The 25670-nt window shown below is 62.9% G+C and carries 14 protein-coding genes and 3 pseudogenes; 13 read left to right on the top strand and 4 right to left on the bottom strand.

What is annotated here, in order from left to right; all coding sequences use genetic code 11:
* Positions 1-6 precede the first annotated feature (6 nt).
* The 12 genes and pseudogenes from QTI66_RS31660 (at position 7) to QTI66_RS31610 (ending at position 21439) form a co-directional block, all read left to right on the top strand.
* Complete coding sequence (locus tag QTI66_RS31660; RefSeq protein WP_286564324.1) at positions 7-303, top strand: PAAR domain-containing protein; 297 nt, start codon at positions 7-9, stop codon at positions 301-303.
* On the top strand, positions 300-728 hold the full coding sequence (locus QTI66_RS31655; RefSeq protein WP_286564323.1) for a GPW/gp25 family protein: 429 nt from the start codon (positions 300-302) through the stop codon (positions 726-728). Before QTI66_RS31660 ends, QTI66_RS31655 begins: the two co-directional genes overlap by 4 nt.
* Entirely contained in the window at positions 725-5806 is a 5082-nt protein-coding gene (locus QTI66_RS31650) for a baseplate J/gp47 family protein (RefSeq protein WP_286564322.1), read from the top strand. Before QTI66_RS31655 ends, QTI66_RS31650 begins: the two co-directional genes overlap by 4 nt.
* A complete protein-coding gene (locus QTI66_RS31645; protein ID WP_286564320.1) occupies positions 5803-7749 on the top strand; it encodes a putative baseplate assembly protein in 1947 nt (648 codons plus the stop codon). The genes QTI66_RS31650 and QTI66_RS31645 overlap by 4 nt, the downstream gene beginning before the upstream one ends.
* Entirely contained in the window at positions 7746-9899 is a 2154-nt protein-coding gene (locus tag QTI66_RS39685) for a phage tail protein (RefSeq protein ID WP_353506247.1), read from the top strand. Before QTI66_RS31645 ends, QTI66_RS39685 begins: the two co-directional genes overlap by 4 nt.
* A gap of 18 nt (positions 9900-9917) precedes the next feature.
* Positions 9918-11504, top strand: coding sequence for a hypothetical protein (locus QTI66_RS31635; protein ID WP_286564318.1), 1587 nt, complete (start codon positions 9918-9920; stop codon positions 11502-11504).
* Positions 11505-11537: 33 nt separating this feature from the next.
* Positions 11538-12491: a hypothetical protein gene (locus tag QTI66_RS31630; RefSeq protein WP_286564317.1), complete on the top strand. Its 954-nt coding sequence runs from the start codon at positions 11538-11540 to the stop codon at positions 12489-12491.
* Positions 12492-12509: 18 nt separating this feature from the next.
* Entirely contained in the window at positions 12510-17024 is a 4515-nt protein-coding gene (locus QTI66_RS31625; protein ID WP_286564315.1) for an eCIS core domain-containing protein, read from the top strand.
* Complete coding sequence (locus tag QTI66_RS31620) at positions 17024-17488, top strand: hypothetical protein (RefSeq protein ID WP_286564314.1); 465 nt, start codon at positions 17024-17026, stop codon at positions 17486-17488. The genes QTI66_RS31625 and QTI66_RS31620 overlap by 1 nt, the downstream gene beginning before the upstream one ends.
* A 258-nt stretch (positions 17489-17746) precedes the next feature.
* A pseudogene (locus tag QTI66_RS40010) lies at positions 17747-18010 on the top strand (hypothetical protein); the annotation flags it as partial.
* A 93-nt stretch (positions 18011-18103) separates the two neighbouring features.
* Complete coding sequence (locus tag QTI66_RS31615; RefSeq protein WP_286564313.1) at positions 18104-19612, top strand: hypothetical protein; 1509 nt, start codon at positions 18104-18106, stop codon at positions 19610-19612.
* 426 nt (positions 19613-20038) lie between these two features.
* Entirely contained in the window at positions 20039-21439 is a 1401-nt protein-coding gene (locus QTI66_RS31610) for an NAD(P)(+) transhydrogenase (Re/Si-specific) subunit beta (RefSeq protein ID WP_286564390.1), read from the top strand.
* Between the two features lie 242 nt (positions 21440-21681).
* Here QTI66_RS31610 and QTI66_RS31605 read toward each other — a convergent pair whose 3' ends face one another.
* From QTI66_RS31605 to QTI66_RS31595, 3 genes are all read right to left on the bottom strand, one after another.
* Positions 21682-22989, bottom strand: coding sequence for an SMODS domain-containing nucleotidyltransferase (locus QTI66_RS31605; RefSeq protein WP_286564312.1), 1308 nt, complete (start codon positions 22987-22989; stop codon positions 21682-21684).
* A complete protein-coding gene (locus QTI66_RS31600; protein WP_286564310.1) occupies positions 22986-23603 on the bottom strand; it encodes an SLATT domain-containing protein in 618 nt (205 codons plus the stop codon). Before QTI66_RS31600 ends, QTI66_RS31605 begins: the two co-directional genes overlap by 4 nt.
* Before the next feature lie 189 nt (positions 23604-23792).
* The gene (locus QTI66_RS31595; protein WP_444815076.1) at positions 23793-24794 is read right to left on the bottom strand and encodes a DNA-binding protein; all 1002 of its coding nucleotides are present in this window, start codon (positions 24792-24794) and stop codon (positions 23793-23795) included.
* Between the two features lie 429 nt (positions 24795-25223).
* Between QTI66_RS31595 and QTI66_RS31590 the strand changes: the two are divergent.
* Positions 25224-25556 (top strand): annotated as a pseudogene (locus QTI66_RS31590) (IS1634 family transposase N-terminal domain-related protein); the annotation flags it as partial.
* A 6-nt stretch (positions 25557-25562) separates the two neighbouring features.
* Here QTI66_RS31590 and QTI66_RS31585 read toward each other — a convergent pair.
* A pseudogene (locus QTI66_RS31585) lies at positions 25563-25670 on the bottom strand (transposase); the annotation flags it as partial.

The following is a 25670-nucleotide window of genomic DNA, read 5'->3' as shown; positions in this document are numbered from 1 at the left end:
CACGAAATGGGACAGCCCGCCGCGCGCGTTGGAGACACGACAGGTCATGGCACACCGCTCGGCCCGGGGCCTGGATGCCCGACGGTCATGATCGGCGGTCAGCCCGCGTGGCGAGTCGGCGGCGACACCCATGCGTGCCCACTGGTGGACGGCGTGAAACCGCATGTCGGCGGTGTCGTCGTCGTCGGCAGCCTCACCGTCGTCATTGGCGGCATGTTCGCTGCGCGTCTGGGCGACATGGTGGTCGAAGCGGGTGCGCCCAATCCCATCGCGCAAGGCGCGTTCACGGTGATGATCGGATGAGCGCCAACCGCCCCGCCGACGATCGCAACGCATTTCTCGGCCGTGGCTGGGCGATGCCCGTGTCGCTCGATCCGCGCACGGGGCTCGTCACGAGCGTGGCGTACGAAGAGGACATCCGGCAGTCGATTCTGATCATCCTTGAAACCTCGCCGGGCGAGCGCGTGATGCGCCCGAACTTCGGCTGCGGCATTCAGGACATGGTGTTCACGTCGCTCGACACCACGACGATGCAGCAGATCCGTTCGACCGTCGAAGAGGCGCTGCGCCGGTGCGAGGCGCGCATCGATGTGCTCGACGTGACGGTCGATGAAGCGGCGACGTTCGACGGCGAGTTGCTCGTCGCCATCGACTACCGCGTCCGGCAGACGAATCAGCTGGGCAACCTCGTCTTTCCGTTCTACTTCCGCGAGGGCGGGCGGCCATGAAGTCAGAACTCCCGCCGCGATTCGAGACGCGCCGCGCGCCCGAGCTGGAGCGGGAGCTGTTCGAGCGCGCACGCGCCTGGATTCCGCAATGGGGCAGGGACGACGACCCGCGCGACTTCGGCCGCGCGCTGCTCAAAGTCGCGGCCCGTTTTGCATCCGAGGTTGCCGAGCGACTCGACCGCGCCGGGGAAAAGGTGCGACTCGGGTTCCTCGACTGGCTGGCCGTGCCCATTGAGGCGGCGCGACCGGCGCGCTTGCCGGTCGTGTTCAAGCTCACCGACAGCGCGACGGAAGCGAAGCCCGCCACCGCGAGTACTCGTCTGCAGGTCGAGGCCGCCGGCACGTCGGTGATTCTTGAAACCGAGAAGGACCTGCTCGTTCTGCCCCGCGGGTTGCAGGTGTTGGTCGGCGTCGATGGCGCTGCCGATGCGTTCTTTCTGCCGCCGCCGGGGCTGTCAGACCTGACGCCGCTCGAACCGCTGCCGACTCAGTGGCAGCTCAAGAGCTTCGCTTCCACCGGCGCGACAAAACTGCAGCTCGAACCCGAGCAGGGGCTCGAAGCGGAAATGCTCATCGAGGTGGGCAACGAGCAATACCGCATCACACAGGTGGACAAAGGCATCGTCACGATCGATCCGCCCCTCGACGCGGATCGAGCGGTGCAGACCGTCGCAACGAAAGTGACGGCGTTCATGCCGTTCGATGCCGCGCGCAATCGTCAGCGACACGTGCTGTACATCGGGCACACCGAGCTGTTCAACATCGAGGCGGCCGCGACGATCGAGATCCTGGGCGCACGGAATCTGACGGGTGTCACGTGGCACTACTGGGGCAAGAAGTATCCGGCTGACACGATCGATTGGCAGGAGCTGTCGCCGGCAGAGACGGCTCTGCAGTCAAAAGCCGACGGCCTAGTCCTCGCCAAGCCGCGCGGCGCGCTGGAGATGACGGAGGTCGTCCAAGGGAAGCCGAGTCGCTGGATTCGCGCCTCCGTCGCCACGGTGCTCCCTGATCAGCCGCCCTTGCTCGTCGACGCATTCGAGATTCGCGTGAATTGTCGCCACGGCGTGCCGCAGCCGGCGGATGTCGATCTGTCTGCGAGTGCGAGTTCGAGGTCTAGTGCGACGGCGGAGGCGATGGCGAACACGACGCCGCTGGTGCTCGACAGCGTGTTCTACCCTTTCGGCAAAGAGCCGCGTCAGTTCGATGCGTTCTATCTCGGCAGCAAAGAGGCTTTCTCGAAGAAGGGCGGCGACATCACGCTGACTTTCGGCATGGCGGAAGCGACGTTCGCGGCGCTTTCCTTGGTGCCCGACTCGTTCGGTGGCAAGGTACTCGCCGGCGTCGCCGAGGACGGCGCGCTCTATCTGCTGGAGATGAACGCCACCTCCGGCGCTCTGCAGAAGTTTCGCGACCGCGCGGCGATTCGGCCGCCGCTTTCGGAAGGCACGGCGAACGTGGATGTTTCTGCGGGCCGTCAGCTAAATCGCCAGCCGTTGGGGCGACTGCCCGTGTGGCACGACGCGGTAGATCCAGGTGGCTTTCTCGTCGGCGCTTCATCGGGCGGCATCGTTTGGGTCTGGCGTGAGCGATCCGACAAAGACGCGAGCAAATGGGAGTTGTTCGGCGAAGTGCCCGCGCTCCCGGCGCAAGGGGACGCGGCGATCTCCGATCTCGTCTATTTCGCCGATGCGTCGACGCTCGTGGCGTTGCGGGGCGGCCAGCTTTCTGCGCGCAAATCGGGTGACGCGGCACCGTGGACGGCGATCGCAACCACGACTCCCGATCCGAAGACGGGTGACCCTGTGCCCGTCGTCCTGGAAGCGGTCGTGCCCGTTCTCACCGGCGGTGCGCTGACGACGTCGACCGCTGCCGGGATGGTGGGCATTTCGAGAGGCCGCAAGCTTTACCGGGTCGCCGCCGACGGGAATTGCATCGACCTCGAACGTACGAACGTCGACGCGCATATGCGGCCAGTCGCGGTGCTGAACAGCGCGGGCTTCTTCGTTGCGTTCGTGCGCAAGTCGAATCGCAATCCGGTGCTGTTCCATCTGCCGGGCAAAGTGCAGAAGCAGGTGAAGCTCGAAGAGGCGGATGCCGAGGTCATTGGCTTCAACGCATTCGTCACGGGCGGCGAGTTGCATTTCGTCGCGTCTGTGCACCTGCCATCGGGTGGCTATGTCGTGTCCTGGACTCCGCCTTCCGGCGGCAACGAGATCGAGGCGTTCCGCGACGACATCCCGGCGGGAGCGGGTGAGCCGAAGGGTGCGCCGACGGTTGCGAACGCGCACGTCCTGGTACCGGCCACTCGCGGGCATGTGCTATCGGCCCCGTTCGATCTGTCGCAGCGTTGGACTCTGAAGGGCGATGTCGGCGAGGCGTTGTTTGCGCCGGGCCCGGAAGCGCTTCAGACCGGGGAGTTCCTCGCGCGCGAGATGGCAGCGGCCGATGCGTTCTCGCTCACCGACATAGCCGAGGCCGGGACGACGACGGACGGACAGACGTTCTATCTGCAGGGGAAACCGTTTGCCGTTGCTGCGAAAGGGCCGCTGCATGGCTATCGAACCGTCAGCGCGCATCCGCTGAAGGTGCTGTCGAGCGACGCGATCCAGCTCGATGCGGCGGACATGACGACGCGTGTCGGTTCGGTCATTCTCACCTCGGACGGCGTGGCTCATCGCGTGACCAAGATCAGCGGCACGAATGCGATGACGCTCGAACCGCCGCCGAAGCCGAGCCCTCCGGCTGGCGCGACTTACTTCGAAGACACGCCGATCACGGCGCGCGTGTCGCCGTATATGCGGCTCGATCCTGCGAACCCACCCTGGAAGACCGAGCTGTTGCCGCAGGCGTCGCTGCTCTTTCCCGGATTCGGGCCTGTGCAAACGGCGAAGGCATTTCGGTTGCTCGGCGGTGCGCCGGAGTTGCTCGAGCTCAGTCACGCGTGGACTTCGCTTGCCAAGCCCTCCGGCACGGTGGCTTTCAAGCTCGATGCGACCGTGGGTACCTGGAGGAGTGCGCTCGACGACGCATCGGTCAACCCCGAGCTGTCGTGGGAGTACTGGAACGGCACGGGCTGGTGGAAGCTAATCGTCACGCAGGACGAGACCGCGAATCTCAAGGTGAGCGGCCCGCTGAAGTTCAAAGTGCCGCTCGATCTTGCGCCGACGGACTGGTCCGGGCGGACGAACTACTGGATTCGCGCGCGACTCGTCGGCGGCGACTACGGACGCGAGAAGGTGAGTGTCACGATCGGGCCGAAGGACCCGACGACGAAGATCCGGCATCAGACGATCGAACGGTCGACCGAGAACATCCACGCGCCGGCGGTCGTGGAGCTCGGCATTTCGTACGAGGTCTGCACGAACGTGATGCCGGATTTCGTGCTGACGGCCGACAGCGGATCGCTGCGCGATCAGAGCGATGCGAATCGCACGCCGGGCGCAAACGTGGAGGCGTTTGTGCCGCTCGCGCAGTTGCTGGGCCGGCTGTCTGGTGCCCCTTCGGCGTCGGCAGCGCCGGACAAATGCGAGCCGGATTGCGAATGCGCCGGCGCCGCGGCCGCCGTCACTTCAGCGCAACCCGCATCGGCGAGCGCCGGCGCTTCCACTGGCGCAGCGGGCCGCGCCATCTACCTGGGATTAGATGCGACGCTCCTCGGCGAGCCCATCAACGTGCTGCTGCTCGTCGAGGAGCGACCGCACGATCAGTTCGCGCCGATGACCGTCGAGGCGCTGATCGCCGATCGCTTCGCGCCGGTCACGACGAACGATGCGACACGCGCGCTCGGCGAGAGCGGCATTCTCACGCTGGCCTTCGCGATCGCGCCGACTCTGCGCGAGCTGTTCGGACAGGAGCTGAGCTGGCTGCGTCTCACGCCCGCGGCGAGTACTGCGCCCGGCACGTGGGCGCCGAAAATACTCGGCGCCTATCTCAACGGCGTCTGGGCGAGCGCCGCCGAAACGATGACGCGCGAGCTCATCGGCTCATCGCAGGGCGAGCCCGATCTCACGCTGTTCCTGGCACGTCCGCCGCTGCTGCGAAACACGCTCGAGCTGCGCGTGAAAGAACCGCTCGGCGAAGAAGAGCGCACGGCACTCAATCAGGAGCGGCCGAACTACGTGCTGAGCGCCGTCGAGAACCTCCCGGGTGACTGGGTGCTATGGGACCGCGTAGTTGATCCGGCCGATGAATCGCCCATGGCGCGCGTATATGCGTTGTATGAAGCGACCGGCGAGATCCGCTTCGGCGATGGGAAACACGGCAAGATTCCTCCGGTCGGCAGCGACTCGATCATGGCGTTCGCGTATCGCCGCACGACCCCGGGGGAACCCGGCAGCGACAACGTCCCCGGCAACGCGATTGCGCAGCGCACGTCGCTGAATCTCGTGTCGCCGATCGAAGGTGTCGAAGCGGTGTTTGCCGCGGACCAGGCCGCGGGCGGAGCCCCGGCCGAAAGCATTGATCGCGTGCTTCAGTTCGGCGTTGCCAGCCTGCGTCATCGCGATCGCGCGCTGACGGCCCACGACTTCTCGGACATCGCGCGCGAAAGCTCGCCCGACATCGCGCAGGCGCGGTGCTTCCCACGCAAAGGCTTCGTGCGGCTCGTCGTCGTGATGCGTGGGGCGAATCCGATGCCGACCGCCGCTCAGGTTCGCGAGCTGCGTCGACTGCTTCTCTCTCAGGCGCCGCCGACACTGGCTGCCCCCGAGGTACTGCGCATTGGTGGCGCGCGGCTTCGGCGGTTGCGAGTAGATCTGCGTCTGCGCGTCGCCAGTCTCGACGATGCCGGTGCAGTCGCGAGCGACGCGAAGAAGAAGGTCATCGCACTCTTCGACGCGGCAACGGGTGGCGTCGATGGGAGCGGGTGGCATCTCGGCGAGAACCCGAACGAAATCGACATCGCTGTCGTACTCGCCGATGTTGCGCTCCTCGAAGGAATTGCTGCCGTCTCGCTGCGCGAGATCACCGATGACGACGAGCAGGCTTGGCCGCCGTCGATCGCGCGCGCTGATCTGCCGCGTCTCGAAAAGGACGGTGTGCGCATCGAGTTCGAGACGGTCGAGGTGATCGCATGAAGCGGCTCGCACCGAATCTCTTCGACCGCCGCTTCGGCGACTTCATGGAGATGGGGCGCGCGCGCCTGCCCGGCCTCGCGCCAGACTGGACTGACTACAACGCGCACGATCCAGGCATCACGCTGATGGAGCTGCTCGCGTGGGTCGCCGAGGCGCAGCTCTACTCGCTGGGCCGCGACCGGCGCGACGAGCGCGAGGCTTACGCCGCGCTCATGGGTCTTGCGGAACGGGGCACCGAGCCGGCGCGCGGATTGATCTGGCCGGACCGACTCGATCCGCGCTCGCCGGGTGCCACGTTCGCGCAGAGCGTCGTGATCGCCCCTGACGCCGTGATCAATATGGTGGGCGAGCAGACGCCGACATTCCGGCCAGCCGCGAAACTGTTGTGGGTGGCCGGCCGCGTGCGGCGCCTCACAGGACGGCTCGCCGATGGCAAGGTCAAGGACTACACCGTCATCAACGAACGCGGCGGACCGGCATTTCAGCCTTTCGGCACGCTCGCCGGCAAGAACGACCGGCTCGTCATGGAGTTCGAGTGCGGCAGCGATCGTGGGCTCTTCCCGCCAGCGCGCAAAGACGCGGACGGTGCGCTTTGGTCGATTGGCGTGCGCGTCGACCAGCCGCTGACGAATCCTGTGCCGGATGCGGGAGCGCGCTTCGCGCTCCCAGCTCGTCCGCGCGAGTCTCGTCTCACGGCGACGCTCGTCACGAAGACTGGGCGCATCCCGCTGCCCATCGCCTCGGACACGAGCGACGGGCTTCTGCGCACTGGGGCACTGCTGCTCGATCTATCCGCGGTGAGCGATTCACCCAGGGAATTCTCGCTCGAGCTGCGCGTGCCGCAGGGCTTCGAGCGCCCGCCGCGACTGCTGCGGATCGAGCCGAATGTGGTGCCCGTCGTGCAAGGCCGCCCGGTAGAGGATGAAGGGCACACCTCCACCGGCGTTCCGGACTGGACGTTCGATCTCGACGTGCCCGGGCTGCGCTTCGCGCTGGGCGAGACTCCTGTGAAGATCGAGCTACGCGAGCCGCGCACGAATCGTCGCGCGGTGTGGCGTGCCGGGAATCTCGCGGACCGTGGACCGAGCGACGAAGTCTTCGAGCTCGACGCCGTGGCCGGCCGCATCACGTTTGGCAATGGCCTCAACGGGAAGATTCCGCCCTCCGAGTCGACGATGCTCGCGAGCTACGCGGTGTGCGACGGCGATAGCGGCAGTGTCGCCGCAAATCGCAAGTGGAGCGTGCAAGGCTACGCCGGCTCGTTCGGCGTGAATGTCGATGCGATCTCGGGCGGCGCGGCTGCGACGGGTTGGATCGACGAGCGTCGCGAGGCACGGCGGCGCGCGCGCGAGGACCACGCATTGGTGAGCGCGGCCGACATCGTGTCTGCCGCCCGGAACTTGCCACTGCTCGAAGTCGCGCGTGCGTGGGTGCTGACCCCGGACGACAAGTCGCCGCGCACCGGAGTGGTCGCGCTCGTCGCGATGCGCGCCCGAAAGTCCGAGGAAGACGCAGGCGATATCCCCGAAACTCCGCGCTGGCTCGAAGCGATCCGGCGCCGCCTGGTCGCGAAGATGCCCCTCGCCACGCGGCTCGTCGTGACGGGGCCGCAGTACGTCGAGTTCTCGCTGCGCGCCGCGGTTGAAGTCGAGGCCGGGCGCGATCCGGCGGACGTGAAGCGCGACATCGAGCTCGAGCTGAAGAAGCGGCTGGCGTTGGTGGGAGATGACGCACGTCATCCGGGTGCACCGGTCACGAATCGCGATGTCGCGGGATGGATACGCATCGTTCCGGGCGTCCGCGGTGTCAACTCGTTGAGGCTCGTCGGCGCATCGGGTGCGGATGTTCAAGAAATCGCGGTTCCCCGCAACGGGCTGCCGAGATTCGATCTCGCCGGCAGCAAGGTCGACGTGATCCGCAGCGGAACGAAGGTGCCGACATGAGCGCCTCGTCTCAGCGCTCTTATCGTTTCAGCACGCCGGCGCAGTGGGCCGCGTGCCTGTTCGATCGCGTCGAGCTCGATGCGAAGCAGGGCATCATCCAGCTCATTGCGCCGTATGAGCAGAGCGCAGAGCTGCATGAGACGCGCGGCGCACATGCGCCGACGGTCACGCCAGCCGGCGAGATACTGTGGCGCGACGATGCCGGTTGCCTGTGTCGACTCACGGCATGCAGCGAAGATCCCGACGTCTCGCCCGCACCCTACGCGATTGCACACGCCGCCCGCATGGTGTCGATGTCGAGCGGGCTGTGGGTGATCGGTGCGGCGCGCACATCGCTCGAGTGCTACGACGAGGAAGCGCTGGCGCGCCTCGGGATCGTCGAGATCTCCGAACAGCCGATTGTCGACATCGCAGGCGATGGCCGAGACAAACTGTTCGTGCTCGTCGAAAGCGACGGCGTTGCGAAGGCTCTTCATCTCGACTGCTCCGGGCGCATCATCGAGACGGTGACGTTCGAGGGCGTCACCGGCGTCACAGCGTTCACGTTCTTGCGTCGCGCGCGGCGCTTCGCCGTGATGACCGGCGGTGAGTGCGCACGACTCTACTGGTTCGCGGCTACGGGCGGGCCTGCACTCAGGCACGTTAGCGTCGGCGCTCTGCACCCGTGTTACGTGGCGCAGGCTCTGGGTGGAGATGGCCGCGAACGCGTGTTCCTCGCCGGTGCCGACAGCGCAGACCTCGGCGGCAAACCCTTCGTGCTCATCTTCAACGGTGACGGCGAGTCGCTCGGCGAGACTGCGCTCGACGAACGGGATGCGCTGGCAACAGGTGTCGCAGGCACGAAGGACAAGCTGCTCGTCGCGGGGCCACGCGGTCTGTTGCGATATTCGGTGGCGCAATCGGTCCCGGATGGAACGTCCGAGGTGCGCTGCTCGTTGATGACGCCTGTGCTGTACTCGCCCGACCGCGAGGACGCGCGCCGCTGGTTGCGTATCGAAGCGAGCGCCGAGGTGCCCGATGGCGCGTCGCTCGAAATCCGTTACGCCGCGACGGCTGACCCGCAGACCCTCAAGAAGCTCGCGACGATCGCTGCCGACGAGACCGTACCGGCCAGCGTTCGCATGCAGAAGATGCTGCAGGAACCGGATATCTGGCGCGCGCCGATCACATTCCACGGAACCCAGGCGACGGCCGCAGAACAGACTCCGCAGCCGGCCGACCCCTACTCCGCGCCATTGTTTGACGTGCATGACCCCTATGTGCTGATCTGCGTTGCGCTGAGTTCCACCGCCGGTGGCTCGTTGCCCTCACTGAGTGAACTGGTTGTGCGCTATCCGGGCCAGTCGCTGATGGAGAATCTGCCCGCGATCTATCGTCGCGACGAGGCGCGGCCTGGCAGTTTCTTGCGCTCGCTCGTCGGCGTGCTCGAGTCGATGACGCAAGGCTTCGATGCGCGCATCGGCTCGATCGCCAGTCACATTCATCCGGCGACTGCAGAGGGGCCCTGGCTGGACTTCGTCGCGCGCTGGCTCGGTGTGCCTTGGGACGACGCGCTGAGCGACGAGCAGAAGAAGCGACTCATCGCGCAATCGGTCGATATTGCGCGGGGTCGCGGAACACGCGCGGGTCTGCAAGCGCTGCTCGAAAGCCTGCTGCTTGGCCCGCCGCCGAGCTACCGCATCACCGACGGCACTGCCGACGTCGGATTCGCGATGGTGGGCGGCGATGATTGCCGCGGCAGCACGTTGCCCGCCATGCTCGGCGGCCGTTCGCAGTGGAGCCCGGAGCTCGACGCGAACGCCGTGCTCGGTCGCATGCGGTTGCCGTGCGCCGGTCAGGTCGATGACGGCGTGGGGTCACTGTCCGGATTCGTGCGCATCGATATCGCGGCGACGAGCGAACAACGGCAGGCGTGGGAGCCGTGGCTGCCCGCGCTCATCGACGAGATGGTGCCCCTCACGGCGCGCGTCAAGCTGCGATGGATCGGGCCGAAAGCAATGCACGGCGCGCGCCTCAACGGCTCGCTGGTCCTGCAGGACAACACCACGCCTCACTTGGGAAGCGACGCCGTGACCGGCGTTGCCCGCTTGCCGGAGCGCGGCAGCCGCATCACATCTACGGGAGCGGACATCGGCACGCGCCTGCAATGACCTTCAGGAGATTCAGCCATGCAAAGAAGTGACACAACACGAACGCCGCCGCCGCGCGGTGCCATGTCGCAACCGTGCTGCACCGATGCGCCGTGCGACTCGGGGCTGCGAAACCAGTACTTCGAGGGTAAGCGCCTCACGGCTGATTCGTTCCGGGTCGAGCAGAGTTACCTCCTCGAACGGCGGCGCCTCCTCAATCGCGCTATGCACGGCTGGGGCGTTGTCTACGGCCTAAGCGTGAAGACGCAATCGTCGGCCGGACATGGGGCTTCGGGCGGACTCGAAGTGACCGCGGGTCTTGCGCTCGACGAGTGCGGACGCGAACTGCTGATTGCGCGCGCAAAGGCGCTCGCGGTGGTCGACGTCATTCTGCTGGATGCGGATGGCGGGACGCTCGACCAACCGCCGAAAGGTTCGTACGAGCCGTACGAGCGGTGCGACGAGAGGCAGCGCTCCCAGCATCCGAAAGCGTGCTGGATGTTGAGCGCGCACTACGCTGAGCAGAACGTCGGGCCGGTAAAGGTCAACGACCCCTGCAGTTGCGAGCGCAAGGAATGGGATCACGTGTGTGAAACCGTGCGCTTCTCCTTGCGTCGCGTGAACTGCGCGGAGTGCTGCAAGGCGGTCGATTGCGAGCTCCACTGCGAGTGCGGAACCGGCCGGTGCTGCGAGGGGCATCGACACGAGCATCAGCACGAGCATCAGCACGAACATCAAAACGAGCAGCGACGCGAGCATCAGCACGAAGGGCATACCGACACGACGAAGAACCCGGTTCGACGCGGCGGCTGCCAATGCCTCTGCGAGCATGGCGGACCGTCGGACCTCAACTGCGATTGCCTGCAGGCAATCGACGAGCCGTGCGGTCGGGTTCGCGTCGATCTCCGTCACGGAGTCGACATCGCCTGCGTGCACCTACGCGAAGGCAACTGCGACAACTGGCTGTTCGATGAAGACGTCGAAGCCTGCGGCTCGCGACGCGTCGTGAAGCGCAACGACGTGCTGTTCGACCTTATCCGCGGCTGCGACCTCACGCGGATCTGCGACATCGGCTGGGCGCGGTGGCATCGCGCAAAGGACCCGATCCATTGGGATGCCTTCAGAGAGTCGTTCGGCAAGGAGTCCGCTTCCGGCAGCGGCCGGAACGTGACGCTCGCGTACTGGGTTGAGTTCTCGCGCGCCGTGCGCAAGGACACCGTGCGCACCGACTGCTTCACGATGACGGTCATCGTGCCCGAGGACGAAGCCGGCTGGGGCGAAGCGCGCCGCGTGCCCATCATCGACGTCGAGACGGTCGATGCGCCCGGCCAGCCAGGATTCGTTGTCCGCGCGACGCTCGTCGTGGATGCCGGCTGGGTCAACGATGCGATCGAGAGTCGCAAGAAGGTATTCAACCAGCACGAGACAGAAGTAGAGATCGAGGTCCGCGGCGACTACATCGTCGACTGCAATGGTCAGACGGTGGACGCGAACGCCGTCGGTCTCTCGCCGGCGCCCACCGGGAATGGCACGCCGGGCGGCACGTTCTTTTCCAGTTTTCGCGTGCACCCGCGCGATTCGCGGCCGCGAGGCTACGACAACACCTATCGAGCTCAAGGAGCCTAAGTCATGAACGCCAACCATCAGCCGCTCGCAAGCGTGAAGGGCAACTCGACGCTCGTCCGCGCGAAGTTCGGCCCCGGCATGCTTCTGCAGCACGAAGACCTGGAGCAGTTGAACCTCTACACCCGCGACCTGAACCGCCTGATGTTCCGCTCGCTGTTCGGCTGCGGCGTAGTCTGCGGACTCGTCGTCGGCACGAAGGTGAATTGCGGGAAGGTCACGGTCACGGTCGAAGGCGGTCTGGCACTCGATTGCCAGGGCGATCCCATCCATGTGCCGCAGGCGCAGAGCATCGTGCTCGACGAGAAGTGCAATCCCGAGATCCCGGGCCGCGTGTGGGTGGCGTTGTGCGGCACCGAGAAGTGCTGCTCACCGCGCACATCGATGTGCTCGTCTGATGACGACGAGGCTGCTTCGGTCTGCACTCGCGAGCGAACGGGATTCGAGATTCGCATCATGCGGTCGCGGCCGGCGTGCACCTGCAGCTGTGCAGAGGGCACGCCGAGCGACCCCCCGCAGGGCGTGCCGGACGATGAGTGCTGGTGCGCGAATCCGGAGCATCCTTGCTACAAGGATCACTATCTCGGCAAGTGCGGATGCGACTGCGAAGACTGCGCGAGTTGCGAGTGTGATTGCGTGTTGCTCGCGCGCCTCGACCGTGTCGACAACGATCCGGAGCATCCCGTGTGGAAGGCCGATCATCGCGTGCGGCGCTTCATACGTCCGATGCTGATGCGCGATCCGCAGGTACAGAAGGAACTGGAAGATTGCAAACGCGCGCAGCAGTACAAGGATCAGGGCTGGGAAAGCCGGGAGGAAACAGCGCTGGAGTACGAGCTGCCGGGTGAGGCACAGGCTGACACACGGACCGAGGCACAGGCTGAGGCACAGGGTGCAGAGAGCCAGGCCGAGGGCGCTGCGAAGCAGGAGCCTCAGAGCTCGTACGCGCCGACGGGGTCGAAGGGCTCGCATAAGTCGAAGCGCAGCTAGAGTCGCCCGCGCGCGAGCATGTCCGACCAACGTGAATCGGTACGTCGTCCGGTGCCGGACGCCTCGCGCCGTGAAACGGCTGCGGCGGTCGAGCGTGCGAAAGCCGAGAATCGCGCGCCCTCGGCCGGGCAGGCACTGCAGCAGCGGCTCGGAAACGAGGGGACGCGGAGCCTTGTCGATCGCGTGCGCGGTGGTGGCGATCGAGCGAGATCGAGCGCGGGACCGGCCAAGCCGAGCGTCGGTGTAGGTCAGCTCACCATCAGTGAGCCCGGCGACGCGCACGAGCGCGAAGCGGACAGCGTTGCAGACCGAGTCATGGGGATGGCGGATCCCGCACCCACCACCAATGCGCATCGAGTCCAGCGCCAGGCTCAACACCGCGACGAGGAAGACAGCCACGCGAAGCTCCAACGAAAGGAGATCTCAGCGGCGGTGACGCAGGCGCCTCGCTCCGTGTCTGGCCACATCAACGCGATGATTGGCGCAGGGAACCCCCTACCGGCGTCGGCCCGCTCCTTATTCGAGCCGCGTTTCGGCGCGGATTTCAGCGGCGTGCGTGTTCATACCGATGCGAATGCCGCTACAACGGCACGCTCAATCAACGCAAACGCGTTCACCGTCGGCCGCGATATTGCGTTCGCCGCGGGGAAGTTTTCGCCTGATTCGGTCTCAGGCCGACATTTGCTGGCTCACGAGCTCACGCACGTGATGCAACAGGGACGCTCGTCGCCAGCCGCGACCGTGCAGCGCGACGATGCCGATGACAAGGACGTCAACGCAGCCACGTACTTTGCGACGTTTACCGAGCGCATTGGCGACGAAGTTTTCCGCTTTCTCGCAGAGCAGCCGTTCCCGACGGGCACGCCTTATCTGTACATTTCGCCGCCGGACCTTCCGGGTCCCCTGCTGGTCGGCAAAGGTGGCGCTGACCTCGCCAACAAGCTGGCGACGTATCTCGCGCCGCTCAGAATCGACACGCTCATCGACAAAGGACGCAAGAAGGGCCGAGTCACGGTCACCGACGACAACAAGACGTGGACGGAGGATAAGAGCAACGAAGGGCCGCAACGCTGGTTCGCCGATGTCGCGGTCGAGCTTGGGCAGGCGCTGACCCGGAAGGTCCACGAGTCTCTGCGACGCATCGTGCCACGCTACATCGATGCGGCGGTCGCATTGGGCATGGAGGCCGAACAGAAGCGCAACTCATCGCTGCTCGATCCGCCGCGTCCGAATCCCGCGGACATCATCCCTAGTCACGCCATCGACCAGCCGGTTATCGTTGGCCTGTGTGGCCGGGCGAAGTTCGACTACCAGGGCTTCCGTGCGGCCAATCCGGACGCGCGCGGCAAACGCGGTGTGCTGCGGCCCATTTGCTTCTGCTGGGAGCCGCCGCGCAAGGGAACGTTCTGGATTCGCGTGACCACGCCTTCGGATCCGAGTGTCGAGGAAGTGGCGAACGCGCTGTTCGGCTCCTCGATTAGCGCAGGAAAAATCGCCGTCGCCGCCGCTCCCCTGTTCGGCTTCACGGGAGCGAACCAGCTCCTCGCGCATCACCAGAAATCACTCCAGTCGCTGGGCGCGAACCTCGACGAGCTCGGCGATCCTCTGCTGGAGGCACAGCAAGGCCCGCTCGCGGATCAGATCGCGAAGAATCAGGCCGCAGGGATCGCGACCATCGTGCTCACGAAGGGCGATGCGCTGCGCCTCATCGACGAGAACACTGCGATCGTCTCGAAGATCGCCGCGTCCGGTGCGCGCTTCGGCATGGGCAGGGATCCCAATGTGGCTGGCCCGACGGCATTGCTCGATCGATTGCGAAAGCGGCGTGCGGCGATCGCCGGGGGCGATGACGCACAGGCGAAGTCGTGGGGCGCGCAGATCGAGTCGCAGCAGCGGCTGCTCGTCACGATCTCGACGGGCTTCGGGGTGCTCGTCGAGCACCTCGACGAGATGACGAAGAAGGTAACCGACGCGACGGTGAAGCTCGGCGGACTCAACCTCCCGCCGTACGTTCGCGACGCCATGCATCGAGTAGCAATGGGCTATTCCAACGCGATGCTCGCGAGCGACACGCCCGGCAACGGCCAGCAGTTGCTCGATAAAGCGAACGAGGATGCCCGGCAACTGCCGATCGAATATCTTGAAGGCGCCCTGTCCGGCGTTCAGCGCTCGCTCGACGACGCGCGCAAGACCAAACGGGGTGGTGCCGAGCACGACTACGGTGTCGCGGGAATGAGTCAGCGTGAAGAGGCGCTGCGACGGCGGCTTGCGACGGCGAAAGCCACCGCGCTCAGCGACCCGGACGCAGCGGCAAAGTTGCTGGAGCAGCTGGCGAGGGAGATCACCGATCTCGCTTCGGAGACAGAGTTTGTCGCGAACATGGATCAGATCGACGCAGCGTGGTCGGCGCTCGACGACGCGGCGGACAGCTTCTGGTCCTCGCCGGGGACGCAAATCGGCGCGAGGCTGCTGCAGAAGGAGGGGGATCAATTTCACGCGCGCTGGAAGCAGGCCTACGCGCTCTGGAGGAAGGGGGACGAGGCGAGCCGCACCCAGTCAAAGACGCAGGTGGATGCACTGCGGGCCGATCCCGCGTTGCGGGCGCATTTCGGGAAGATTCAGGGCGTACTTAAGGATGCTGCCCGCGACAAGATCATCGGCAAGCTCGTCGGGCTCCTCGTCATCACGGTCGTCACCGCTGGGCTCGCGGATGTGTTTGCGGCCGGGGCGATCGGGCTCGGGCTCGGCACGACCGCAACGGGGCTGTCGACCGGTGGAATCATCCTGGTGAGCGCGGGGGAGGCCGCAGTTTTCACCGCGTTGTCGCAGATCGTGCTCGACGAGAAGCACGACGCGCGTCACATCGCCTTCGAGTTCGGCGCGAACTGGCTGATGTTCGGCGCGCTACGCAAGTTCGCTGCCTTCGCCGAGGCCGCCAAGCTCTCCGCGATCGCGAAAGGCGGCGGGCAGATGGTGCTGCTCACGTCGATGTCGCTGGCCAAGGCGGAGATCGACAAGCTCGTGAAGACGGGCAAGCATTTGACTCGGGGCGAGGTTGCGGAGATCGCCGTGCAGGCGCTCGTCATGTACATCGCGCAGAACGCGATCTCGAAGGTCACGCAGCCGATGTTCAAGCCGCTGGAGGGCGCGGCCTACAAGTTCGGTACGCGGCTGCGAGCGAACAACGCCGCCATCAATGCACTGCGGGCGCGCGCCGGAGCGCTCGAAGGGACGAAGGACCTCGTCAGTGCGCGCAAGCTCGTCGCCGATGAGCGCGCGTGGCTCGAGGAGCGCTCGCAGGTATTGACCGAGATCCACGAGAAGGCGCAGGCCGATGCAGCCAATCCGCCGAAGGACGGCGGCATCCTGAAGAAGATGGGGATGGAGATGAAGGACCTGACCGAGCTGCGCGGTCAGGTCGATGCGGCGCTCACCAAGACGAAGAGCGTCGACGCACTGCTCACGCTCGAAAGAATGGGGCCGGGGCTGTTCAAGTGCCCGAGCGAGCGGATCGACGCCATCGTCCCGGTCATCGGCAAGACCGAGAAGGTGACGGTCGGCGAAGGCGGCGCGCGCACGTTCGAGACCCTTACGCCGGATGGCAAGATAATAACGGTCATCGAGACGCTCAATCCGCGTGTCGAGTTGCTGAAATCCCTGACGGTGACGGCACCCGAGCCGGCGCGAATCAAGCTGAAGGACATGCTTCTCAAGTTGCACTCGGATGAAGCGCAGATGGAGTTCTTGCGGCAAGTGCAGGAGAAGGGTGCGGAGCGCGCCTTGCGCGACTTCGAGAGCAAGAGCGCGAGCCGGAAAGGCCTGGAAAACTCGCTTATAGAGGAAGGCCAGCGGCAAGCGATGAAAGTCCCCTCGAACGAGCGCGTTACCGCCGCCGAGCTTCGCCTGCGTGGGAGCGGATTCTACGAGAACCCACTGGTGCAATCAGGGATCACGGCTGGCGACCGTCCGGCCCTGCAAGGCAAGATTGGGGAGTATCTGGCGCGCGTGGAGGCAAGGCAGGAATTCAACGCGGACGCCGGCTATCAGGTAATCGGTGATGTCGAAGTGGTGGAGCAGTTCGGCAGCTTCCGGACCCTCGCGGAGGCGAAGGCGGCACATCCGGGCGAGAACTTGCAGATTCATGAGCTGGACGGCAAGGTCTGGAAACGCATGACCGACATCGACATCCTCGTCCTGCAGGGCGGCACCGGTGGAAAAGCGAGGCTGAGCGCGCTCGAACAGGTGAAGACCGGAACATCGAAAGATTCGACGCCGAGCAGTGCGCGGGCGCAGAATGCCAAAGCACTTGCGGCAATCCAACGCATGGCGAGCGGCGATACCACTGTTCGCCTGCACGTCAACCGAACCCTTGACATTACGAATCAGGTCGATCTCGGCAGTGCCGGCACGGCACAAAGTCGTACCCGCGGGCTCGAAGGCAAGGGTTTCGACAAGTCGCTGGGGCTGACGGAGGCCGACATGAACCAGTTGATCGACCGGATTCTGGCGCCGCCGGCCAGAGGAGGCCCGTGATGTCGATGCGGTTGCTCAATGTGCGCGCAGGCGAGTGCGACGACGATCTCGACTCGCCCCATCCGTGCGAGATCGAGGCGGGCCGTACCTACTTGTACATTGCGACCTTTCTCTGGAACGTCGTCGATCCGCCGCGCGGCCGGGAGTTGCGCCAGTTCCTCGACGACGTCGTGACCAGACCGAACGACGAAGGCCGCATCATCCTGACGTCGGCGCAGATGCAGGGTGTCCTCGATCGATTGGCGGGTCTCGACCAGGCGTTGTGGCGTGTCACCGATGCGCATCATCGCCTGCGGCCGGATACAGTAGATCGCATCCGCGCCGAGCACCCGCTCGTCGTCGATTGCAAGGAAGAGTCCGCAGGTAAGACCTACACCTTGGAAAATCGCTATCAGGACGTCTGGAACGTGCAGACCTTCCTGCAGCGAGCCATCCGGCTCGGGCGCGATGTCGAGATCGACTAGCGGCGTGGCGAGCGATGCAAGCTAACGAGACGGCCACTGCTTCGGGTGAGGGTGTGCCCGCCCGCGCGTTACCGCGCTCGTCCTCGGGGTGCTCGTCGGGGTTGAGGTTGCCGCCGAGTCCTAGGGCGTGTTATCATTCGACTACCCCCAGAAACCTTCACGATGCATTCGGAGTGTTGGCCGAGGGGACGTTACTCGACTCTTCAGTGGAACCTGCGCAAGGTCTGGTGGTACCTCAGGTCCAATGACAGCTACTTGGTCAACTACGGCCGACGCTATCGCAAAGGGCTGCCAATCAGCAGTGCAACCGCAGAGTCCGCGGTCAATCAGGTCGTCAGCAGTCGCATGGTCAAGCATCGGCAAATGCGCTGGTCCGACGAAGGTGCCCATCTACTGGCGCAGGTGAGGGTGCAAGTACTCAACGACGAACTCAAGCCGCGGGCTATGCCGATTCCGCTTCGCGCGCCAAAGCTTGGTCCAGACTCTCGATGGGACGCAGAACTGCTCAGGAGGGCAGCGTAGCCCCCACTTTGGCCCGCACTCTCACGGCAGCGATGCACACGGCCGTCGACTGGTCTATTCGCGCCGAATTGGATCGATGGGCAGCCACAATGAATGGTCGAAGACGCGGCGCCAGCGCCAGATCGTGGACGTCAACCTACTTGCAGAGCCGGGATCCTGCAGGAAATTGACCGACGGGCCGAACGGGCCGACACGCTGCGCAAAGTCCGTGGCGCCATGACGAAACGAAGTACTGCTATCTTGTGTTTCGGGCTTGCACCTTGTTTGACGAAGCCAGCACCTTTACCCTCACTTCTCAAGTACGCCGGCGCGGTGGCAGAGGACGGCTGTCGCTGCATGGGGCACCTTTGCCTGCTCATTTTACCCAATGGAGCCCAAGCCTTGATTCAGAGCGGCCTTTATGACATGGTCAAGATCCTCGCCAATGCCGTGCAATGGCATCAGCGAAGAACAACGAGAAGCATCGATTTGGCAGGTGCGAAAGAACTCGAAGAATTCAGAAAAATTATTAAAGGGCACTGGCACGTTTTTGCCCAAGCGGCTGCGTGGAAGATGAGGTCGCAGGGCGCCAGCGCCAATAGCGAACAAATTGGCTATGTTGTATTTCCCGTATCGGGAAATAATGTATTCGTTCCCTTCTTCTTGCATGACATGATGCCTTTGGCGCGAGAATTAAGGAAGATGGCAGCCTTGGGAGCACGAATTCAAGTCGATCCCGGATCAGTCATTTGCTTGAGTGGAAGCGCATGCCAGTTTGGCAAAATACGCTACATTTCCGATCTGGATTTCTGCGAGTATGTACCGAAATTGGATCACAACTCCAAAGACCGGCTTTCAGAGCTGGCGAGCCGGCGCGATGCGCAAGGGCCTCAACTTTTGAGCTTGTCACTGGGACAGCATACGACGTGGAAAGCCCCTTGGGCTGAAAACCTGTCTTCATCTGACGTCGTTGATAAACTACAAGCAGCTCCGTTTCGGCAATGCATTTTTGTTGCAGAGTTGGCTTCTCTCGGGGTGTTCGAGGTTACCAACTTGATTCTAGATCTGGACTACGGCGTACCAGAGGCCGGATCAGAGGCGGCTAGGAGTTTCGCGTTCCAAGAAGTTTCAATCTCGGAAGTAGCATGGACACCGCGCGACCTGTCGGACCCGCTTAGATTAGGTGCCTACCTAGCTTGGTTGGTCGAGAACGCTGCTGAGCATATTGCCGCCAGTGGAAAATCGCCTCGTCTAATCGTCAAAGCTGTTCGACGCCTTCTGTCTGCATGTCGACTAATGATGCTGGGCACGGAAGTGGATGAACTAATAAAATTGGCAAGAAATGACGGTGCTTTGCTCGCGTCATTGCAGGATCGATGCCAGTTGCATGCGAGTTTGTTTGTGATGAATCGAACAGATTTGAACAAAATCCGCAAGCGCCTCGAATTTTCGATTGACAAGTTGCGTAGCGAATTGCCACAGACTGAAATTAGTAAGGCGACCCGAGAGTACGGATCACTAACACCGGACGAACAGGCCCAGTTTGAACGCTACGCAGTTCTTGCGCGTCCGATCGTTGATCGAGTTTTTCGGCGAGTTCGTCGCGAGTTGCAATTAGAATGAGGAGCGTGTATGAGCACTCCCGAGGCAAGTAGCGCTCGCGATGAATTGCGCGCCCGATTCGCTTTGATGAACCTAGACTCGGAGATGGCTGCATTCCTAAATGATGCAGTCGACTTTGGAAGCGACGATGAAGTAGGAGCAGCACTAGCAGAACTCTCAATTGCCCAGGATGAGCTTTCGCGCTTCATGGCCACCTCAACAGCAAATGAAACATCTAAAGCTAGCTCGCATGCATCAAGGCAAGCGAAAGTTAATTGGATAATTGGCGGGAAATATTTCCAAGTCTGGAAGCTATTGTTGATATTGGCCCTCGCAACCCTCGGTGCTGCAATTGCATTCTTTAATGTACCAAGGCCCTATCGGTTTGATTTGCCGGTCCCCGGTCCAAGTTCTGGCAGCAAAATCATCGACGAATCTAGTCCGTTCATCTTCTTATACCTGCTTGCCAGCGTCTGCTTTATTCAGGCCCTGAAGGGCCTGTCGCATCCCACCACCTCCATCCGAGGCAACATTTTCGGGATGACCGGCATGGCAATTGCCGTGCTTGCCACCGCCGCGCTGATCGTCAAGCTAGCCGGGGGCAACGCCGTGGGCATGGTCTGGGTGCTGATGGGCCTGGTGGTTGGCGGCGGCTACGGCGCCTATCGTGCCAAAAAGGTCGAGATGAGTCGGATGCCTGAACTGGTTGCGTTATTCCACAGCATGATCGGGCTGGCGGCCGTGTTCATTGCCGTGGCCGTGGTGGAAGAGCCTTGGGCCTTCGGCATCGTGGCGCTTGGCCAACCAATTCCCGCGGGCACCCGCATCGAGCTCGCGCTGGGGGCCTTCATCGGCGCGGTCACCTTTACCGGCTCGGTGATCGCCTTCGGCAAGCTGTCGGGCAAGTACAGATTCCGCCTGTTTCAGGGTGCGCCGGTGCAGTTTGCCGGCCGGCACAAGGTCAACCTTGTACTGACGCTGGCGGCGATCTTTTTCTGCTTTGGCTTCTGGCACTCGCAAAGCTGGATGGACTTTGTGCTGGTGATTGCGCTGGGCTTGGCGCTGGGAGTGCTGTTGGTCATCCCAATCGGGGGCACCGACATGCCGACGATGGTGTCGGTACTCAACAGCTACTCGGGCTGGGCCGCCGCAGGCATTGGCTTCAGCCTTAACAACGCCATGCTGATTATTGCCGGCTCCTTGGTGGGCAGCTCCGGCGCGATCCTTGCCTACATCATGTGCAAGGCGATGAACCGCTCGTTCTCCAATGTGATCCTAGGAGGCTTCGGCGGCGTAGGAGCGGGCGCAGACGGTTCCATAAGGCGGACGGTCCGCAGGGGCAGCGCCGACGACGCAGCTCATATGCTGAGCAATGCTGAGAGGGTAATCATTGTCCCCGGTTATGGTCTGGCGGTCGCGCACGCGCAGCGAGCGGTGAGCGAACTGGCCGAAAAGCTCACACTCAGAGGCGTGACTGTGAAGTACGCCGTTCACCCTGTGGCGGGCCGCATGCCAGGCCACATGAACGTGCTGCTGGCCGAAGCGGATGTGCCGTACGACCAAGTGTTTGAGATGGAGGACATCAACGGCGAGTTCGCGCAGGCCGACGTGGTCATCATCTTGGGGGCCAACGACGTGGTCAACCCGGCGGCGCACACCAAAGGTAGCGCGATCTACGGCATGCCAATCCTGGAGGCATACAAGGCCAAGACGGTGATTGTGAACAAGCGGTCCATGGCCGCCGGCTACGCCGGACTCGACAACGAGCTTTTCTACATGGACAAGACCATGATGGTCTTCGGCGACGCCAAGAAAGTCGTGGAAGACATGGCCAAGGCAATCGAGTGAGCAAATCGCACGCCGGCGACGTCCACCGGAGCAGCGCTCACAGGGTGTTTCCGCCGCTCGGGCAGGCACGGCTGTCCGCACGGCCGCTGCCCACCGCGGGGTTCCCAGTGCTCGTCGAGGCGCTCTTCTTCTCTTCTTCGCGCTACGCCTTAACGAGCTCGAGGCTCAGGTGTAGTCGAACTCCCGTATGCCCCGCGGGCTTATGGAATCTCTGATCCGCCCTGCGCGTATACACAACTTCCTCAGCAGTGCTCGCCATTTATGCGCACATCAATGACATCTCGTGCCACGCACACATCGTCCTTCACCACATACGCCTCGACGTAATGGTCGCCATGAAAGTCCGACGTCTCTCGCTTCCGCTCTCTGCCACCATCGGGGTAGATCTGCCCGCGAATGCCGCGTCGCTCGGCTTCCGGCCCGACGTTTCTAACCTTCCAGTAGAGGTCATAGGGCTTCGGAACAGTGCAAACCTCCACGAAGAATTCAAGCTCGCGTCCGACTGGTAGCCACGTGAAGACCGCTGCAAGCCGCCGTAGACGATCTGCGGCGATGCCCCTTCCCATAACTTCGCTATCGACTTCCAAGTCATATCGAATATCCACCGGGAACTTGTCTTCGATGAATTCTTCGGTCGTGGGTTTGGCGCGGTCTGCCGACTTAGCAGCCTTGACGACAGTCTCCGTGCTCGCCGGAAATGATCTTCCAAAAACCTCTCGGTAGAGCTTGGTCTTCCTCGATTCTCGGTCAGCCTCTTTCGCCTCAACGCATTTGACCGACGCCTTCTTCGCCTTAGATTGAAATTTCCCGCTCGCATAGACTCGTTGACCGCTACCTGGTGCCGCCCAATAGTCTTGGTGTTCCAAGCCACCAAGATAGCTAAATACCGACACCATCAACTCGTCAAATGAGGCGTAGGTCGCATTATCATACGCATCGGTTTGAGAGAAAAAATTGTAGACGAGGGTGTCCAACAGCAAGCCACCCATATTGATGCCATGCGTGTTTTTCCAAGCCCGGAGCATCTTGCAGACATGCTTGTAATTTCGATTTGTCTTGATGGAACGCGCGTCAACCGCGTCCATCTCTTTAATGGGCTTACAAACTTTCCAACCACCTCCATTGTTAGAGTCTGGGAAGCGATAGCCGTCGACTTCCACGTCTTTGAATGCAGGCAGCACCTCAACCACATAATTCTTAAAATTGATTACTACAACTTGGCCATCGCCCTTGATGTCGGTGCCGTTGTACCGCTTCCGAAGCGACTGCCTCACGGCTTGGAGTAGCTGAGATGGGCCGTTGTTCTCATGGCGTCTGAATCGCTCGTACATCTCCCATGGAAGTTCGAAAACCATATCAAGGTCGCTGATACCGTGGATGGCTGTGCCGCGCCCGTAAGAGCCGACTTGTCTCCGGTGGACCGAATCGGAGTCCAAACTCCAAAAGTCCTTATTGAGGCGTGTCGTGATTGTGGCGTACGAAGTCGATATTTCGCCTGCATTTGAAACAGCAATGTTCGATCGGAATTTTTTGAATAAGGCTGCAATCATCCAACCACCTTGCATAACGATGACACAAGGGCTGGCGCACTAATAAAAAGAAACCAAATCAGCACTACGAATCCAGAACAGAGCACGAAGATCATTCCCAAGGGGATCTTATCGCGGAATAGTTTGAAGTGGAGTTGCTCATCAATCCAGTTTGTCTGTCCTTGCCAAAAAAACTTGTAATGCGCGTACCAGTCGCTCATAAAGATCTGCTTTGAGATTGGAATTTGGAGAGCTTGATTTTGAATATCTTTGTGTTGCTTCTCAAAGGTAGGCAGATCCACTCCATCAGGCTGCTCTTTCACTGCCTGATAAAGCATTCGCAATTCATGAAATCTTGTCGTAAGCTGAGTTCCCGCCTCTGCATACTTCGACTTATCTCTGTCGTAGATCACTATTGTGGCCGTACCAATTGAGATTACGATAAAAAACGCAGCCATCCATTTTTGCTCCATGGACGGAATAAACAAGGCAAAAATTCCGGCGGCGGCGGAGAAGAGCGCGACCCATCCTGGGAGTTTTTCAACGATGTCATAAGTGGCGAAATGCTTTTTCGCGCCATATCCCACGTTGTAAGCAGTCTCTGCGATTAGTGCCAACAGCGCATCCTTCTTCATCTGTAGTGCCTCCGGGACTATTAAAGCGACTGTCGATTTTTGCACGGAGGCGCGACGGCGTTGATGCAGAACTACTTTTCCGACAAATTGACACGCTTACGCGAGATTTCCCTTTAGAAATCAACAGCTTAGTTGGACGACTTTCGCGCACTGACCGGATATCGTAAGTCCTTGTCGCGCAACAACTTTTCAGGCGAAGCCGCACCATTCTGGAAAGAAAGTACGACCACCCTTGGGCGGCCTACGCCTTGCCCCGTCGAACGGACGGCTTGCGTGACCCCACCGTCTTGCGCACGGCCAAGGCGCCGGCGAGCAGCCCGCGCGTGTTTTCGTGCGATTTCTTTTCATCCGTGAGCTGCCGCTCAAGATCGTCCAGCCGCTGCTGGAGTGCTGACCTTGCGACTGCGACTGAGCCAAGAGGCTTCCTTGATTGGCAAGTTGATCGCGAAGCTCACGCTCGAGTTGCTGGGCGGCGTGCTGCGTGTCTCGCAGCATCCGTCGGCCGGTCTCCAGCGCCTGGGCCGCGGCTTCCTCGCTCTGGATGCGTTGCTTCTGCTCCCTGGCCAGTCCGGCCTCGGACTGCTTCAGCGTTTGGCGAACCCGGTCGACTTCCTCCAGCATGCGTCGTTCCTGCGCAGTGTGCCTGTTTTCGGCGTCGCGCAAGTCCTGATCCCGCGCGGCCAGAGCCGCCGCCTGCTCCTGCCGCAGCACCTCCTTGCCAGCATGCGCCTCTTGGAGGAGGGCGTTCAGCAGGGCGATCTCCTGTTCGGACATCGCCCGCAAGCGTGCGCTCTCTGCGCCTTGATCGGCCAGTTGCCGCTCCAGGGTTTCGCGCGCCTGTTGCGAGGAGGCCAGCGCTGCATCCAGGCTGGCACGCGCCTGTTCAAAGGCGGTCACCCTTTGTGTCAGTTCGGCCTGCCCAGCCGCCAAGACGTTCGCGGCATCCTCAAGCTGGGCCCGCGCGCTTTCCAGTTCCTGCCGCTGCACATCCTCGGCCTCGCGCCGCGCCGTCTCCCACAGGAGCCGCGTGGCATTGCGCACCGACACCGGCACGCCATCCGCGTCGTTGCCCGCTGCGAGATTCGCCGACGGGTTCGCGCCGCCGGCAACCCGTGACGCCAGCGTGCCGAACCAGCGCTCCAGCATGGGGCTCACGGTATTGGGCGAGCCGCGCCCGATCTTCAGCCGCACGCGTTCGATGGTGGGCCGCAGCCCCTCGGAAAGGAGCGCATCGCAGCCTTGAAGACATCCTCTTGCTGGATGCCACGAGCGCTTCTGATTTCCCGGATTTCACTCATATGGACCTCGAACAGTCTGGCGTTGACCCGCCCTCTTCCACTGTATTTTTACCCTCGATAATCGCCTGTTATTGACCTCAATCGGCGTCGATGAGTCCGGGACCACGGGCGTCCTGGCGGGCGGCATCGTTGCCGTCGAGCGTCCGGCGACGCGGCGCGCCGTGGCGTTAACCCATCTTTCTCAACTCAACCCCGATTTCGACGATTTTGAGGGTGTTGAGCGACGCAAGTGCTTGATGGGTATAGGGGTGGCGGCGCGAAACGCTTGTGGTGGAGACCTTGGTCCTTGGCATGCAGGCGAGGGGTTCCTAAACTGCCGCGCATGTTCCTGCGCTGCAACCGACGGCTGAAGGACGGTAAGACGCACGACTACTGGAGCGTGGTGGAGAACCGCCGACTCACCGATGGGCGCGTGGTGCAAAGGCAGGTGCTCTACCTGGGCGAGATCAACGCGAGCCAGCGCGAAGCCTGGCGCAAGACCATCGAGGTGCACGACGAGGGAACGAGACGCCAGGTGGCGCTGTTTCCGGCCGGCTCGATGCCCGCGGATGACGCGAATGCGATCGGCATCCGTCTGGACCAACTGCGCTTGGAACGCCCGCGCCAGTGGGGAGCGTGCTGGCTGTCATGCGTGCTGTGGCAACAACTCGAACTCGACGTGCGTGATGTGTCCGTGGTAGGCGGGGTGGTCGCCGGACTGGTGCACGCTCGGATTGAGCCCGAGGTAGCTCACGAGCTTCTGGGGACTGGAAAAGCGCTTGATGTCACC

The sequence above is a fragment of the Variovorax brevis genome, from assembly GCF_030317105.1.
Classification (GTDB): domain Bacteria; phylum Pseudomonadota; class Gammaproteobacteria; order Burkholderiales; family Burkholderiaceae_C; genus Variovorax; species Variovorax brevis.
The sequence above is the reverse complement of the archived record's forward strand: the minus strand, read 5'-3'. Positions and strand labels throughout refer to the sequence as shown.

Excerpts from the sequence above, each read along its gene's own strand:
- QTI66_RS39685 (WP_353506247.1), top strand. The coding sequence starts at position 7,746 with ATGAGCGCCTCGTCTCAGCGCTCTTATCGTTTCAGCACGCCGGCGCAG.
- QTI66_RS31635 (WP_286564318.1), top strand. The coding sequence starts at position 9,918 with ATGCAAAGAAGTGACACAACACGAACGCCGCCGCCGCGCGGTGCCATG.
- QTI66_RS31605 (WP_286564312.1), bottom strand. The coding sequence starts at position 22,989 with ATGATTGCAGCCTTATTCAAAAAATTCCGATCGAACATTGCTGTTTCA.
- QTI66_RS31660 (WP_286564324.1), top strand. The coding sequence starts at position 7 with ATGGGACAGCCCGCCGCGCGCGTTGGAGACACGACAGGTCATGGCACA.
- QTI66_RS31600 (WP_286564310.1), bottom strand. The coding sequence starts at position 23,603 with ATGAAGAAGGATGCGCTGTTGGCACTAATCGCAGAGACTGCTTACAAC.
- QTI66_RS31615 (WP_286564313.1), top strand. The coding sequence starts at position 18,104 with ATGGTCGAAGACGCGGCGCCAGCGCCAGATCGTGGACGTCAACCTACT.
- QTI66_RS31625 (WP_286564315.1), top strand. The coding sequence starts at position 12,510 with ATGTCCGACCAACGTGAATCGGTACGTCGTCCGGTGCCGGACGCCTCG.
- QTI66_RS31645 (WP_286564320.1), top strand. The coding sequence starts at position 5,803 with ATGAAGCGGCTCGCACCGAATCTCTTCGACCGCCGCTTCGGCGACTTC.
- QTI66_RS31655 (WP_286564323.1), top strand. The coding sequence starts at position 300 with ATGAGCGCCAACCGCCCCGCCGACGATCGCAACGCATTTCTCGGCCGT.
- QTI66_RS31650 (WP_286564322.1), top strand. The coding sequence starts at position 725 with ATGAAGTCAGAACTCCCGCCGCGATTCGAGACGCGCCGCGCGCCCGAG.
- QTI66_RS31620 (WP_286564314.1), top strand. The coding sequence starts at position 17,024 with ATGTCGATGCGGTTGCTCAATGTGCGCGCAGGCGAGTGCGACGACGAT.